This is a genomic window from Streptococcus oralis subsp. oralis (genome assembly GCF_002096455.1).
Classification (GTDB): domain Bacteria; phylum Bacillota; class Bacilli; order Lactobacillales; family Streptococcaceae; genus Streptococcus; species Streptococcus oralis_CY.
The window spans coordinates 260,452-274,038 of sequence record NZ_NCUL01000007.1 but is presented as its reverse complement, the minus strand read 5'-3'; the positions used below and the strand labels follow the sequence as shown (position 1 = coordinate 274,038).

The 13,587-nt window shown below is 42.3% G+C and carries 14 protein-coding genes; 2 read left to right on the top strand and 12 right to left on the bottom strand.

The window, feature by feature from the left end; genetic code table 11:
- Window positions 1–5: 5 nt before the first annotated feature.
- Genes B7720_RS03840 through B7720_RS03830 form a run of 3 tightly spaced genes read right to left on the bottom strand, consistent with a single transcriptional unit; the run spans window position 6 to window position 3,970 of the window.
- Window positions 6–1,766, bottom strand: a complete 1,761-nt coding sequence (locus B7720_RS03840) for an ABC transporter ATP-binding protein (RefSeq protein WP_084856590.1) — start codon at window positions 1,764–1,766, stop codon at window positions 6–8.
- A complete protein-coding gene (locus B7720_RS03835; RefSeq protein ID WP_084856588.1) occupies window positions 1,756–3,525 on the bottom strand; it encodes an ABC transporter ATP-binding protein in 1,770 nt (589 codons plus the stop codon). Before B7720_RS03835 ends, B7720_RS03840 begins: the two co-directional genes overlap by 11 nt.
- The gene (locus tag B7720_RS03830) at window positions 3,509–3,970 is read right to left on the bottom strand and encodes a MarR family winged helix-turn-helix transcriptional regulator (protein ID WP_084856586.1); all 462 of its coding nucleotides are present in this window, start codon (window positions 3,968–3,970) and stop codon (window positions 3,509–3,511) included. The genes B7720_RS03835 and B7720_RS03830 overlap by 17 nt, the downstream gene beginning before the upstream one ends.
- 192 nt (window positions 3,971–4,162) lie before the next feature.
- Here B7720_RS03830 and B7720_RS03825 point away from each other — a divergent pair, with 192 nt between their 5' ends.
- Window positions 4,163–4,867, top strand: coding sequence for a CD20-like domain-containing protein (locus B7720_RS03825; RefSeq protein WP_084856583.1), 705 nt, complete (start codon window positions 4,163–4,165; stop codon window positions 4,865–4,867).
- 48 nt (window positions 4,868–4,915) lie between these two features.
- On the opposite strand, the gene B7720_RS03820 is transcribed toward B7720_RS03825, so the two are convergent.
- On the bottom strand, window positions 4,916–5,632 hold the full coding sequence (locus tag B7720_RS03820; protein ID WP_000532895.1) for a YebC/PmpR family DNA-binding transcriptional regulator: 717 nt from the start codon (window positions 5,630–5,632) through the stop codon (window positions 4,916–4,918).
- Between the two features lie 96 nt (window positions 5,633–5,728).
- Entirely contained in the window at window positions 5,729–7,099 is a 1,371-nt protein-coding gene (locus tag B7720_RS03815; RefSeq protein WP_084856581.1) for an MATE family efflux transporter, read from the bottom strand.
- A 109-nt stretch (window positions 7,100–7,208) separates the two neighbouring features.
- On the opposite strand from B7720_RS03815, the gene B7720_RS03810 reads away from it, so the two are divergent.
- Window positions 7,209–7,763, top strand: coding sequence for a GNAT family N-acetyltransferase (locus B7720_RS03810; protein WP_000060285.1), 555 nt, complete (start codon window positions 7,209–7,211; stop codon window positions 7,761–7,763).
- A 130-nt stretch (window positions 7,764–7,893) separates the two neighbouring features.
- Here the strand turns inward: B7720_RS03810 and B7720_RS03805 are convergent, their stop codons facing one another.
- The 7 genes from B7720_RS03805 to B7720_RS03775 form a co-directional block, all read right to left on the bottom strand.
- Window positions 7,894–8,088 carry a PspC domain-containing protein gene (locus B7720_RS03805; RefSeq protein WP_000415528.1) on the bottom strand — a complete coding sequence of 65 codons (195 nt, stop codon included), beginning with the start codon at window positions 8,086–8,088 and terminating at the stop codon, window positions 7,894–7,896.
- 169 nt (window positions 8,089–8,257) lie between these two features.
- Window positions 8,258–9,409, bottom strand: a complete 1,152-nt coding sequence (gene recA / locus B7720_RS03800; RefSeq protein WP_070696030.1) for a recombinase RecA — start codon at window positions 9,407–9,409, stop codon at window positions 8,258–8,260.
- Window positions 9,410–9,463: 54 nt separating this feature from the next.
- The gene (locus tag B7720_RS03795; RefSeq protein WP_084856579.1) at window positions 9,464–10,720 is read right to left on the bottom strand and encodes a competence/damage-inducible protein A; all 1,257 of its coding nucleotides are present in this window, start codon (window positions 10,718–10,720) and stop codon (window positions 9,464–9,466) included.
- A 72-nt stretch (window positions 10,721–10,792) separates the two neighbouring features.
- The gene (gene lytR / locus B7720_RS03790) at window positions 10,793–11,833 is read right to left on the bottom strand and encodes a glycopolymer--peptidoglycan transferase LytR (RefSeq protein WP_000592175.1); all 1,041 of its coding nucleotides are present in this window, start codon (window positions 11,831–11,833) and stop codon (window positions 10,793–10,795) included.
- A 4-nt stretch (window positions 11,834–11,837) separates the two neighbouring features.
- Window positions 11,838–12,359, bottom strand: coding sequence for a GNAT family N-acetyltransferase (locus B7720_RS03785; protein ID WP_084856576.1), 522 nt, complete (start codon window positions 12,357–12,359; stop codon window positions 11,838–11,840).
- Window positions 12,349–12,792 (bottom strand): tRNA (adenosine(37)-N6)-threonylcarbamoyltransferase complex ATPase subunit type 1 TsaE, encoded by a 444-nt coding sequence (gene tsaE, locus B7720_RS03780; protein WP_000556959.1) that lies wholly within the window; start codon window positions 12,790–12,792, stop codon window positions 12,349–12,351. Before tsaE ends, B7720_RS03785 begins: the two co-directional genes overlap by 11 nt.
- Before the next feature lie 81 nt (window positions 12,793–12,873).
- Window positions 12,874–13,497, bottom strand: a complete 624-nt coding sequence (locus B7720_RS03775; protein WP_049520827.1) for a hypothetical protein — start codon at window positions 13,495–13,497, stop codon at window positions 12,874–12,876.
- Window positions 13,498–13,587: the final 90 nt, after the last annotated feature.

Here is a 13,587-nt window from a genome sequence, read left to right as displayed (position 1 = left end):
TAGATTTATTCTTCTGCTTCGTCTTCTGTAAATTGACTATTATAGAGATCCGCATAGAAACCACCTTGAGCCATGAGTTCTTCATGATTGCCTTGTTCGATGATATTTCCATCTTTCATGACCAAGATCAAGTCTGCATTTCGGATGGTTGACAAGCGGTGGGCGATGACAAAGGAAGTTCGACCTTCCATCAAACGGTCCATGGCTTTTTGAATCAACTCCTCTGTACGTGTGTCGACTGAGGATGTCGCTTCATCCAAAATCAAGAGTGGTGCATCTTTGATAAGGGCACGAGCAATGGTTAAGAGCTGTCTCTGTCCGACTGACAAGGTCACTGTATCATCTAAAATAGTATCGTATCCATCTGGTAGGGTCATGATAAAGTGGTGGATTCCTACTGCTTTTGCTGCTTCAATCATTCGTTCATCACTAATCCCTGTTTGGTTGTAGATGAGATTATCACGAATGGTTCCTTCAAAGAGCCAAGTATCCTGCAAGACCATTGAAAAGGCATCGTGCACTTCAGAGCGCTTCATGTCCTTGGTATCCACACCATCAATGCGGATACTTCCCTTATCTAGCTCATAGAACTTCATCAAAAGATTGACAATGGTTGTCTTCCCAGCCCCAGTCGGTCCAACGATTGCGACCTTTTGACCTGCATGAGCTGTCGCAGAAAAATCATGGATGATGGTGCGCTCTGGTGTATAGCCAAAGGACACGTGATCAAAGACTACTTCCCCTTTCATGTCGCTCAATTGTCTCTCCTTATGAGATTCATCCTGCATCTCAGCTTCAGCTAGAAATTCTAATACACGAGTCATGGCTGCACTCGCTTGTTGCAGGCTCGTAATCCCTTGGGCAATCTGTGACAGAGGTTGGGAGAAGGTCCGTACGTAAACCATAAAGGCTACGATAATCCCTATAGTGATATGCCCTTCTAACGCCAGCGCGGCCCCAACGATGATGACTAAGACATAACTAAAGTTCCCAACAAAGAACATGGCTGGCATCATGATACCAGAGATAAATTGAGATTTCCAGATACTGTCATGCAAGTCTTGGTTTAACCCTGCAAATCTCGCTTTGGAGGTGTCCACTGCGTTGTAGCTGGTCACTACATTATGGCCAGAGTACATCTCTTCCACATAACCATTGACGGCTGCTAGATTATTTTGTTGGGCTTTAAAATAACCCTGTGACTTGGCCATGATTACGGAAACCGCCGCAAAACCAACAAGCGTAGAGACCACTGTTACGAGAGCTAAAATCCAGTTCATCCCAAACATGGTCACCAAGACAGCAATCAACAAGAAACTAGCTGAAAGAACTGTCCCTAGACTTTGGTTGAGAGATTGCGCTGCTGTATCCACATCATTGGTCACGCGCGAAAGGGTGTCTCCTTGTGAATGACGGTCAAAATAGCCAAGTGGCAAACGATTGATTTTTTCAGCGATAGCCGTCCGCAAGCGTTTTGAAAAATGTTGGATACTCGTTGAAAATATATAGGCTTGTGTATAGTTAAGGATAATACCAAGCACATAAAGGATAACCAAAAAGCTAGCAATGCTTGATACAGCTTCCAGGTTAATTCCAGTCATCAAGCCATCTGAGATTAAGTTGGTAATTTCTTTTATCTTGGTTGGTCCATACACCGTGATGATACTAGAACATACAGCTGCGACAACAGCTACTAGTAGGGGAAGTTGGAGACCTGCTAGAAAAGGTCTACACTGTTTCCATAAGGACATTTTCTTATTTTCCATGTTCCAATTCCTCCTTCGATAGTTGTGAATAGGCAATTTCTTGGTAAACTTCATTGCTTGCTAGAAGTTCCTTGTGGGTGCCTTGTCCCACGACTTTACCTTGATCCAAAACAATGATCAGATCAGCATCCATAATGGTGGAAATCCGTTGCGCTACGATGAGTTTGGTCATGGATTGTGTTTTTTCAGCAAGTTCTTGGCGCAAGATCCGGTCTGTCTTGTAGTCCAAGGCTGAGAAGGAGTCGTCAAAGATGAGGATTTCTGGCTTCCGAGCTAAGGCACGCGCAATGGCCAAACGTTGTCTTTGCCCACCTGAGAAATTGGTCCCGCCTTGGGCAACTTCTGAAGCAAGACCTGCTTCCTTATCCTCGATAAAGGTTTTAGACTGAGCCAATTCCAGAGCTTGCCACATAGCAGCTTCGCTTAGAGGACTTTCTTGACTCTTACCAAAGTCTAAGTTTCCCTTAACATCTCCAGAAAAGAGCACAGCTTTTTGTGGAATATAGCCGACTTTATTGCGCAAATCTTCCAAGTCGTAATCTTGCACATTGACACCGTCGACTAAGATTTGACCAGCTGAGACATCATAAAAACGAGGTAAGAGATTAACAAGTGTCGATTTCCCAGATCCAGTTGATCCGATAAAGGCAATGGTTTGCCCTGCTTCGGCTTTGAAAGTAACATGTTCCACAACTGCTTCTGAGTTTTGAGAGTAGCGGAAAGTCACATCACGGAATTCCACTTGTCCTTGAACTGAAGGATCCGCTGTCTGTGCATGACTAGGATTTTCAATAGAAGAATGCAGATCCAATACTTGATTGATACGTCCTGCCGAAACCAAGGTACGAGGAAGGACGATAAAGAGAGCACCCATGAGCAAGAATCCCATTACGACTTGCATGGCATAGGACATGAAGACCACCATATCGCTAAAAAGGGGCAGACGTTCTGTCAAGCTAGCATCGTTGATGATATAGGCTCCAATCCAGTAAATAGCTAAACTCAAGCCACTCGAAATCCCCATCATAATGGGATTCATAATGGCCATCAAACGGTTGACAAAGAGATTGAGTCGAGTCACCTCATCATTGGCCTCTTCGAATTTCTTGTCTTGATAATCTTCGGCGTTATAAGCACGCACCACTTGAATCCCTGTCAGACTTTCACGGGTGATGCTATTGAGTTTATCTGTCAATTTTTGAATGACAGATTGTTTTGGAAAGGCCAGAGTCATAAGAACAGTGGTCATCAAGACATTCACAATAACAGCCACAACGACCGCCCAGAGCCAGTATTCCGATTTCCCAAGGATTTTTCCAATGGCCCAGATAGCCATAATCGGCCCACGAGTAACCACTTGCAAGCCCATGGTAAAGAGCATCTGTACCTGGGTAATATCATTGGTCGTCCGAGTCAAAAGACTTGGGATTGAAAAGCGCTTGATCTCTGTCTGCGAAAAATCCAAAACCTGATGAAATACATCAGTGCGTAGATGAGTTGTATAGGAGGCTGCAACACGAGCGGCAAAGAAACCAACCATAACAGATGAAAAGAAAGCCAATAAAGACAAACCAATCATCTTCGCAGCTGGTGACCAGAGTTCTCCCAACTGCGTTCCAGACGTTCCCAGTAATTCTGTAATTTGCGAAATATAAGTCGGCACCTCTAACTCGAGATAGACCGAGAAACAAGTGAACAGAATCGTAAGGACGATCATTCCCCACTCTTTTCCTGTAATACGTTTAGCGAGTTTCTTCATTCTCTCCTCCTATTTTTTCTACATTTGCTTGCAATTGCCCGAGTACCTTTTCAAAGATTGCTAAGTCTGACTTTGAAACCCCCTCTAGCAGACTCTGATCGATCCGATCAAAAAATTCCTTAACTTTTTGCATCTGCGAATGCGATTTCTCCGTCAGGCGAACAAATTTTGCCCGCTTATCGCTCGGGCTCGCCTCTAGCTCAACCAAACCATTTTGCACCATGCGCTTGACTAAATTACTCGCCACAGATTTTGTAATATTGAGTTCTTGCTCGATATCCTTAATCAAGACCAGTTCCTCTTTTTGTTCACAATGATCTAAAAAACGCAGAACCTGCCCTTGCGGTCCACCCATAAATTCAATGCCACATCGCTTGGCTTCTTTCTGTACCATCAGATGAACCTGGTGTCCAAAACGTTTGAATATTAACATCGGCTTGTCCATGATTGCTCCTTTCTTACGATAAATATAGTTCTCACAAGAACTATTTAAGTTTCCATGAGAACTATTTTATCATTTTCAGAAAAGATGTCAAGAAAAAAGTTTCCAAGAGAACTATTTTAGTTTAAATTGACATTAGGCAATATTTTTTCTATAATAAGCACTAACTACTGTGGATAGAAATCCATTCACTCGATGAAGGGAGAAAGCTTTCAAATGAAACCAGAAGAACAAAGAGTTTTAGGAATCTTAGCAACCATTTTTGGAGCCATCGCACTTTTAGGATCCTGGATTCCGTTTATTAACTATCTATCATTTTTCATCGCCATTGTCGCATTTATCTTGGGGATTATCGGCCTTATCGTCAATCTCAAAAAACGGAAAACCATGGCCATTATCGGAACATCCCTCGCAGTTGCTTCTGTTGTACTTTTCTTTACGACCCAAGTACTGTACGCTAATGTCTACAATGATTTTGTCAGGGAATTTAACCGCTCCTACAGAGAGGCCAGTGCCTCAATGGAACGCGAAGAAGAAAGCGACTTGACAGATGATAGCGCCTATTCCATCCCAGAGGAGGAAGAAGACGATAACTTCACTTGGACCCAAAAAGAGTTTGACGACTTAATCGAAGGTGACCTTGACAACAAAGGAAAAGGTGGTACCAACTACAAGGATATTATCAAAAAACACGGACTACCAGACTCCGAGTTTGACTCCACTATCGGAGGGTACGATACGAGAAAAATCACCTATATCTCCATTGGAGACAAGATCAAGACCGTTACCTTAACTTTTGCAAAAGATGACAATGGGCAACTCTTGCTCGTCCAAAAACATGCAGTCGGTCTGAGTCAAGGAAAAAGCAAGCAACAAAATGATTCTGAAAGCAGAGTCTAAGTTCCAATATAAAAAGCGAACAGCTAGTAGGTCTGTTCGCTTTTTATATTAGAATCCATCCACATTGGTATAGATCTTTTGTACGTCTTCGTCGTCCTCAAGAACACTGTAAAGTTTTTCAAAGGTTTCAAGGTCTTCGCCTGACAATTCCACTTCAGACTGAGGAATCATTTCCAATTCAGTAACTTGGAATTCTTCGACACCTGACTCACGAAGGGCAACGATAGCCTTGTGAAGGTCTGTTGGAGCTGTGTAAACAGTGATTGTTCCTTCTTCTGCTTCTACATCGTCCACATCTACATCTGCTTCGAGCAATTGCTCAAAGACCGCATCAGCGTCCTCACCTGCAAATACGATCACACCCTTGTTATCAAAGAGGTATGAAACCGAACCTGAAGCACCCATGTTTCCGCCGTTTTTACCAAAGGCTGCACGGACATTAGCCGCTGTACGGTTGACGTTAGAAGTCAAAGTATCAACGATCAGCATAGAACCATTTGGTCCAAAACCTTCGTAACGTCCTTCTGTAAAGGTTTCGTCTGTGTTTCCTTTGGCTTTATCAATCGCTTTATCGATAACGTGTTTTGGCACTTGGGCTTGTTTCGCACGGTCGATAACGAATTTCAAAGCAGTGTTTGATTCTGGGTCTGGATCACCTTTTTTAGCTGCTACATAGATTTCTACACCAAATTTTGCATATACTTTAGAGTTAGCTCCATCTTTAGCCGTTTTCTTGGCTACGATATTGGCCCATTTACGTCCCATTAGGAATCTCCTTTTTTCACATTTTAATCTTTCTTATTATAACACAAGTTTTTTCGATTTTCACTAGAGGAAATGGATTTTATTCAGCAAATCCAGCTAGGATTGTCCTTTTGTTGCCAAGATTGCCTTGCCTTCTTTTATCAGGGGATGGCGGAAAAGTGAAAAGTACAGTTGGGTGGTCATGGCAACCCAGATAAGGGGTTCGCAGAGAATAACTCCCCTATACCCTGCCCAAGGGATAATCAAGACCACAAAAACGATTTTCCCGATTAGTTCTATAAAGCTGGAAACTAGAGGAAGGATTTTCTGCCCCAATCCCTGCAAGCAATTCCGATAAATCAGCAAAAGGCTTAAAATCGGATAAAAAACTGAACTGATTTGCAGGTAGAGGCTACCATTTTCTACCAAGTAGGTATCTGTCGAACTGGCCAAGAAGGAAACCAAGCTAGGACTGGCAAAAAAGAGGAAAATACAAATAAAACCTGCCCAGGACATGCTCAGGCGACTCCCAATACCAAGACCTTGAACTATGCGGTCTGGTCGCTTGGCCCCAAGATTCTGAGAGGCAAAGGTCGTCATAGCAGAAGAAATAGCCGTCATCGGAAGGAGAGCAAAAGCCATAATGCGACGCGCCGCCGTCTGGGCGCTAATAATCACAGCTCCAAAGGTATTGACTGAAGACTGTAAAATCACACTACCAATGGACACAATCGAGCTCATCAGACCCATAGCCAAACCTTGCTCTAAAAGATCCGCGTACAAGGCCTTGTCCCATTTAAAATGCTTGAGTTGAGGGAGCAGTTCTGGAACACTCTTACGGATATAGAAAAAGCAGAGAACCGCTGACAAACCTTGCGAGATAATGGTAGCAAGCCCCGCAGATTGAACTCCCAGATGCAGTTGCGTAATAAAATACAAATCCAGAACCACATTGACCAAGGCAGAAAAAATCAGAAATCCAAGAGCTGCTAGACTGTCTCCAATGGACCGCAACAAACCTGCAAAGAGATTATAGGCAAAGCTGACACCTACACAAGTCACAATCATAGAAATATATTGGTAGGATTGAGGAAGGATTTCTGCCGGGGTATCTAAATATTGCAGGAGTGGATACAGACCGACAAAGCCCATCAGCATGACCACAATGCTCAAAAGAGCACCTAAAATCCAAGTTGCTGCTACTGCTTCTTTAATTTTAGTGAAATTACGAGCCCCATAATAGCGGGCAATGACAATCCCCATGCCATTTCCAACACCAAGCGTAAAGCCTATAATCAAGTCAAAAATGGCAGTTGTCGCCCCTACTGCTGCCAAGGAATCTTGACCAAGAAATCGTCCAACAATCAAGACGTCAGCTGTATTATAAAGCTGTTGAAAGATATTAGACAGCAAGATTGGAAAGGCAAAGCTTAACAGCGCAGGAAGAATAGGACCATGTATCAAGTCCACGGATCGTTTCTTATTCATAAAGCTATTATATCAGCTTTCTAAAGGAGCGACAAGGCTCTGTCACTAAGTTTGCAATCAATTGCTTACAGAGAGACAATTTGCTATAATCAAGAAAAGGAGGTCATTTATGAGTTTGACCAGTCAATTAATTACCGATGTATTTCCCGATCTGGATAAGGTTGAGAAGCTAAACAAGGAAGCATTCCCCGAGGAAGAACGAGTTCCTCTGTCAGAGTTTTTACGCTATCAGGACCGAGAAGACGCCCACTTTTTTGCTTTTTATAACCAAGAAGAATTTGTCGGCTTTGCTTTTGCCATCTCCAACCCAAAGGCCTTCTATATCAGCTTTTTTGCCATCATGCCCCACCTGAGAAGCCACGGGTACGGAAAGGAAATTATCGAGAAGCTGACTGAGTTTTACCAGCGAACCATGTTGCTTGAAGTCGAGCGATTAGATGAAGAATGCGATAACTTGGAGCAAAGAAAGTCCCGCATGGATTTCTATCGCCAAAATGGTTTCAGAACAGCCAACGCTTTTCTAGAGTACGAGGGTTTGAGTTTTGAAATTCTCTACCGTGGCGACCATTTTGACGAAGAAGCCTATCGCGATATCTTCCAAAAGTTACAGAATGAACATTATTTTGACTTTCATATAGAGTATCGTCGTTTTAGTGACCATTAAACAGGACTTGTCCATCTGGTGAAGAACATCTCTTTTTCGATAGAAGCTACATATAAAAATGCATGTAACCACGATTACATGCATTTTTTATTTTCAACTGATCAGAATAAACTTTTATTCTCTCTATGGCTTAAGCTTCTGCATTGCCTTCTGGAAGAAGGAAGTAGAGAACAGCATAAGCTAAGATTCCAGAACCACCAAGTAGGGTGAAGATGATCCAAAGTGCACGAACAAGTGTGTGGTCCATGTTAAAGTAGTCACCGATACCTGCACAAACTCCAGCAATCTTTTTGTCTTGTACATTACGAACAAGGCGTTTTTCCATTATAGTAGTCTTCTTTTTATAGAATGATTTAATTTTATCATCAAATTAAAAAAATTGCAACAGTTTTTTTAATTTTTTTGATTAAATACTCTTTTATTACGCTTTTGAAGCTTATGGAGAATTAATAATTAAACATAAAAAGCAGAGAAAGACTTCTCCGCTTTTATTTTTAATCTTCAATTTCGATTTCAAGTCCGTCGCCTAGGTCAAGCGTTACTTCTTGGTTAGGTGCTAGATCTTCTGCGCCAGAGATAGGAGTTGTCCCTTCTTCATCCTCAATCAAGCCATATTGAACACGGACTTGGTGGTCAATGGCATCAAAGATTTCTGGGTGATCCGCCAAGTATTTCTTAGCATTTTCAGATCCTTGTCCGATTTTTTCACCCTTGTAAGAGTACCATGCTCCCGCTTTTTGGATGATATCGAGATCACTTGCGATCTTCAAGAGCTCACCAGTTTTAGAAATCCCTTCTCCGTACATGATTTCAACAAAGGCTTCCTTAAATGGTGGAGCCACCTTGTTTTTCACGACCTTGATCTTGGTTTCCTTACCGACATTGGTATCTTTCTGGTCACCAGTTCCCTTGATTTGTGTGCTTCCACGAACATCCAAACGGACTGAAGCGTAGAATTTCAAAGCACGTCCACCAGGTGTTGTTTCTGGATTTCCAAACATGACCCCAACTTTTTCACGCAATTGGTTGATAAAGATGGCAATCGTTTTGGTCTTATTGATAGAAGCTCCAAGTTTACGCATGGCTTGACTCATCATACGAGCCTGCAAACCAACGTGGCTGTCTCCAATGTCCCCATCGATTTCTGCACGAGGTACAAGGGCTGCAACCGAGTCGATAACGACGAGGTCAACGGCACCTGAGTCAATCAATTTCCCTGCAATTTCAAGACCTTGCTCACCTGAGTCTGGTTGTGACAAGAGCAATTCGTCAATATTCACACCAAGGGCTGCAGCATAGGCTGGATCAAGGGCATGTTCCGCATCGATAAAGGCAGCGATACCCCCTTCTTTTTGAGCTTGCGCAACAGCGTGAAGGGCAACTGTTGTTTTACCAGATGATTCTGGTCCGTAGATTTCGATGATACGTCCTTTAGGATAACCACCTGAACCAAGAGCAATGTCAAGAGCCAATGAACCTGAACTCATCACTTGAACTTTTTGCTCCGCGCGCTCACCCAAGCGCATGATTGAGCCTTTACCAAAGTCTTTTTCGATCAATTTAAGAGCATCGTTCAATGCTTTTTCACGGTCTGCTCCAAATTTTTTCCCAATTTCATCTAATTTTTTTGTTGGTTTTTTCGCCATTTTGTTCTCCTATATTCTACTGGTCCTTAGACCTATCTTTCATTATACCAAAATTTAGTCACTTAATAAAGCCTTGCGAACTAGGTTAAAGGCATGCATGACCGCAATATGTCGGACATCTGCTCGACTCCGTCCTGCGATATTAGCCTTGATAACCTCTGTCCCTTTTGCATGTGCCAGTCCAATAAAAACTGTACCAGCTGGATGACCCTCTAGGCTATCTGGCCCAGCTACACCTGTCAGACTGACTCCATAATCAGACTGAGTCTTGATCCGTACCTGCTCTGCCATTTTTCGAGCCGTAAACTCAGAAACAACCCCGTGTTCTTTTAGCTCTTGCTCGGAAATATCCAACATCTTGGACTTTTCTTCTAGGCTGTAAGTGACAAAACCGCCATTAAAGATTGCTGAAACACCCGAAAAGTCTGCTAATGTCGCTTGAAAGAGACCTGCCGTCAAGCTTTCTGCCGCAGTAATGCTTTTCTGTCTCTTCTTTAGCTCTTCTACAACGACACTTGCGAGTCTGGTTTCTTCCCCATATCCATAACAGATGTCTCGTAAAGAAATTCCCTCGAAAGTTTGGCGACTCAAGATTTGATTTTCTAGGATGTCCAGCGCTTGATCAGCCTTTTCTTGACTAACTGCTTTTGTAGACAAGCGCAAGGTCACTTCTCCTGTTTTGGCATACGGTGCCAAAGTCGGATCGGTTTGATGGTCAATCAAATCCGCCAAAATGGTCACCAACTGACTCTCCCCAATTCCAAAGAAACGGAGCACTCGTGAGTACAGTTTGGTTCCTGTCATCAGCATGGGCAAGAGTTGATTTAATACCATAGGTTTCAATTCACTAGGTGGTCCTGGAAGGACCACGTAGGTTACACCATCCACTTCCAATACTCCTCCTACTGCTAAACCTGTCTCATTTGGCAGTGGAGTCGCCCCTTCTACAATTTGGGCTTGGCGCTCATTATTCGGTGTCCGAGCATAGTCAGGTCTATGAGCAAAGAAAATATCCAGTTTCTCTTGCGCTTGAGGGTCAAACACTAGATCTTTTCCCAAAAATTTTGCCAGGGTTTGTTTGGTCAAATCATCCTCGGTTGGTCCCAAGCCCCCTGTCAAAATCACAAGATTACTACGTTGACTCGCAATCTCAAGCAAGGACAAAAGACGAGCTTCATTATCTCCAACAGCTGTTTGGAAGTAGACATCTACCCCGATTTCGGCTAGTTTCTCTGATAAAAACTGAGCATTGGTATTGACAATCTGCCCTGTTAAAATTTCTGTTCCAACAGCAATAATTTCTGCTTTCATGTTTCCTCCTACTTATCTATTCGAATTTTTTTGAAAAAATCGCAGGAAATTTCCCACGATTTGATTCTTTTCTTATTCTGCTTCTTCGTTTGAAGCGTTCGTACTGGTTGAAGGTGCTGTCCGACCAAAGGCTGTTTCGTACAGTACCGCATTGGTTTCCAATTCTGTCACTGGCTCTTTACCTAGCGAACTACGCAAGAGATTTTGCATTTCGAGCATATGTTCTGAAGTGACAATCTGATAAGAAATTCCCTGTAGCTCAGCATCTTCCCCACGCAATTGATGCGTTTCGATATTCTTGAAGGAATCTTGATAGCCGAGCAATTGTGGAATGCTCTTAGCTGACAAGTCCACATTGGTCTGCATGTTATCACTCAAAGCTTTGAGGATACCTTGATAATGACTCACACTGTTTAGGCTCAAAACCTTCTCAACGATCTTTTGAATAACTTCACGTTGACGTTTTTGACGACCATAGTCTCCCTCTGGGTCTTGGTAACGCATCCGTGAATACACCAGAGCTTCCTCCCCATTCAAGGTTTGTTCTCCAACACCGATAGAAATCTTATTAAACTCCTCTTGGTCAGCAATCGAAATTGGGAAACCGAGTGTATTGTTGACGGTAATTCCACCAACCGCATCCACCAATTGTTGAAGCCCCTGCATGTTAACCATCACATAGCGGTCAATGTGGATATTCATCATCTTTTGAATAGTAGAAATTGCAAGTTCCGCACCACCATTAGCATAGGCCGCATTGAGTTTGGCTTCCTGAACTTGACCGTTTCCAGTCTCAATCTTGGTCAAAATATCCCGTTCCAAACTCATCATTGTGGTTTTCTTTGTTTTGGGATTAACCGTCAGGAGAATCATGGAATCACTATTTCCCGCCCACGGGTCTGTACGTTCCACATTTCCCGTATCTACCCCCATCAAGAGGATGGTCAGAGGCTCCGTCGCTTCGATAACGTTGGTTTCTTCCCCGATTTTTTTGTAAGTCTTTTTACTTAGGGTTTCTGTTCCCTGTTGGTAGATGGTATAGCCATAAACCGCTACACCTAAAACTGTTACTGCTAGGAAACCTAGCACCATTCCAATTAATTTTTTAATCATCTCGTTATTCATTTATCAGCTTGCCCATAAGACAAACATCTAAAAATATCCCTTCTGCTAAATAGGCTCCTCTTTCTTGTAAGCCTTCTGTGATAAATCCCATTTTTGAGTAGAGGTGGATCGCAGCCTCGTTTCGTTTTTGTACACTGAGTTGCAAACGGCACAAGACACCACTGGATTTAGCCCACTCGATGCCTTCTTCTAGAAGTATAGTCGCCAAGCCTTGGTTCCAGAATTTCTTGCGAACTGCTAGAAAAACATCACCGATATGTCGAACTCTTAAATGTTGGTCTGCTGTGATATTTAAGACTCCTGCAATCTCATCATTCAGTAAGGCGAGGAGAGTAATTTGATTCTCTGATGCAGCTTGTTTTTCGATAAAAAGAGCCATTTCAGAAGCTGTCATCATGATGCCATTTTCATCTAGGCTAGTAAAGTCTGTCTCTTGACCGACACAATCTAAAAATGCAATCAAGGCTGTAGCATCTGACATCTCTGCCTCACGAATACACAACTCATACTCCATCTTGAAGCTCCTTGATGAGTTGTTCAGCCCGAGAGCCATGAGCCGTAAAATGAAGACAACGCCCCTCAGCTTCTTTCAAAATTTCCAACTCCAAGTAAGAATCTGGTAAATCTTCACCCAAAAGATGCCCCCACTCAATAACAGTCACACCACCACCGAAGAGAAACTCATCCAAGTCAATAGAATCAGCATCACCTTCGATACGGTAGACATCCAAGTGGTAAAGTGGCAAACGCCCTTCGTACTCTCTGACAATGGTATAGGTTGGACTTTTAATCATTTGACGGATATCCAAGCCCTTAGCAAGGCCTTTTGTAAAGGTTGTTTTACCCGCTCCCAACTCTCCAGTCAAGATCAGAACATCGTCTTTTTGAAGCAAATGACCTAATCTTTCTCCGAGAGCTAGAAGCTCTTCTTCATTTTTTGTGTGCATGCTACTATTATACCAAAAAGTTTTCTTTTGTGTGAATTTTCTTTATGGACTTACTATAACAATTTTGAAATTCTCCTCCACTTAAAAGAATACAACTATTGAAAAAACAAACAGGATATCCCGAATCAGGTGCCCATAAAAGGAGATTTCCCTTTGAATACATTTGGGAAAAAGGAAACGTGCGCATAGAAAACCAACACTGATATAAAGAAGAATCGAGGAAATCACTATGGGGTTCCTCAAGAAAACTATCGTAGCTAGAACGGAAATGACGACTGTTTTCTTTTTATTTAGGTGATTTTCTATAGCGCGAAAAATTTTATCAAAAGGTAAGAAAATCAATAGATCTACTCCTAGCAAGAAAAAGAAGGAGGGTAAAAAGAGGTCAACCAATTCCTGTTGCAATTTGCTAGTGGTTTGGATGCTTTCTGAGAGAACCAGACAGGTTGCCAAAAGATTGACTACTAAAAGGAGGCAATAAACAAGACTCACTTTCTTTTGAACATGTAAAATACTATGTCTAGACTGGTCTGCTGTATGGAAATAATTTATCCCCGCACAAAGAACAGAAATTCCTACTATCAAAATCAAAAAATAAGCATTGGTCTGTTTTAAAGATAAAAAGGATTCTTTCCATAATAGACAACTACTAAAACTAATCTGGATGACTGCAATCAGTAACAATAGGCGAATTGATTTTACCATTTCTTTTCCCTCCCTATATGGGATTATACCTTTTGAGGAGTTTGAAATGATTGTTTCCGCCTCAAGTGTCCTTTTTTTGTGCTCAACTGA

Excerpts from the sequence above, each read along its gene's own strand:
- B7720_RS03820 (WP_000532895.1), bottom strand. The coding sequence starts at position 5,632 with ATGGGACGTAAATGGGCCAATATCGTAGCCAAGAAAACGGCTAAAGAT.
- B7720_RS03805 (WP_000415528.1), bottom strand. The coding sequence starts at position 8,088 with ATGGAAAAACGCCTTGTTCGTAATGTACAAGACAAAAAGATTGCTGGA.
- B7720_RS03795 (WP_084856579.1), bottom strand. The coding sequence starts at position 10,720 with ATGAAAGCAGAAATTATTGCTGTTGGAACAGAAATTTTAACAGGGCAG.
- B7720_RS03825 (WP_084856583.1), top strand. The coding sequence starts at position 4,163 with ATGAAGGGAGAAAGCTTTCAAATGAAACCAGAAGAACAAAGAGTTTTA.
- B7720_RS03840 (WP_084856590.1), bottom strand. The coding sequence starts at position 1,766 with ATGGAAAATAAGAAAATGTCCTTATGGAAACAGTGTAGACCTTTTCTA.
- lytR (WP_000592175.1), bottom strand. The coding sequence starts at position 11,833 with ATGATTAAAAAATTAATTGGAATGGTGCTAGGTTTCCTAGCAGTAACA.
- B7720_RS03815 (WP_084856581.1), bottom strand. The coding sequence starts at position 7,099 with ATGAATAAGAAACGATCCGTGGACTTGATACATGGTCCTATTCTTCCT.
- B7720_RS03830 (WP_084856586.1), bottom strand. The coding sequence starts at position 3,970 with ATGGACAAGCCGATGTTAATATTCAAACGTTTTGGACACCAGGTTCAT.
- B7720_RS03775 (WP_049520827.1), bottom strand. The coding sequence starts at position 13,497 with ATGGTAAAATCAATTCGCCTATTGTTACTGATTGCAGTCATCCAGATT.
- B7720_RS03835 (WP_084856588.1), bottom strand. The coding sequence starts at position 3,525 with ATGAAGAAACTCGCTAAACGTATTACAGGAAAAGAGTGGGGAATGATC.
- B7720_RS03785 (WP_084856576.1), bottom strand. The coding sequence starts at position 12,359 with ATGGAGTATGAGTTGTGTATTCGTGAGGCAGAGATGTCAGATGCTACA.
- recA (WP_070696030.1), bottom strand. The coding sequence starts at position 9,409 with ATGGCGAAAAAACCAACAAAAAAATTAGATGAAATTGGGAAAAAATTT.
- tsaE (WP_000556959.1), bottom strand. The coding sequence starts at position 12,792 with ATGCACACAAAAAATGAAGAAGAGCTTCTAGCTCTCGGAGAAAGATTA.
- B7720_RS03810 (WP_000060285.1), top strand. The coding sequence starts at position 7,209 with ATGAGTTTGACCAGTCAATTAATTACCGATGTATTTCCCGATCTGGAT.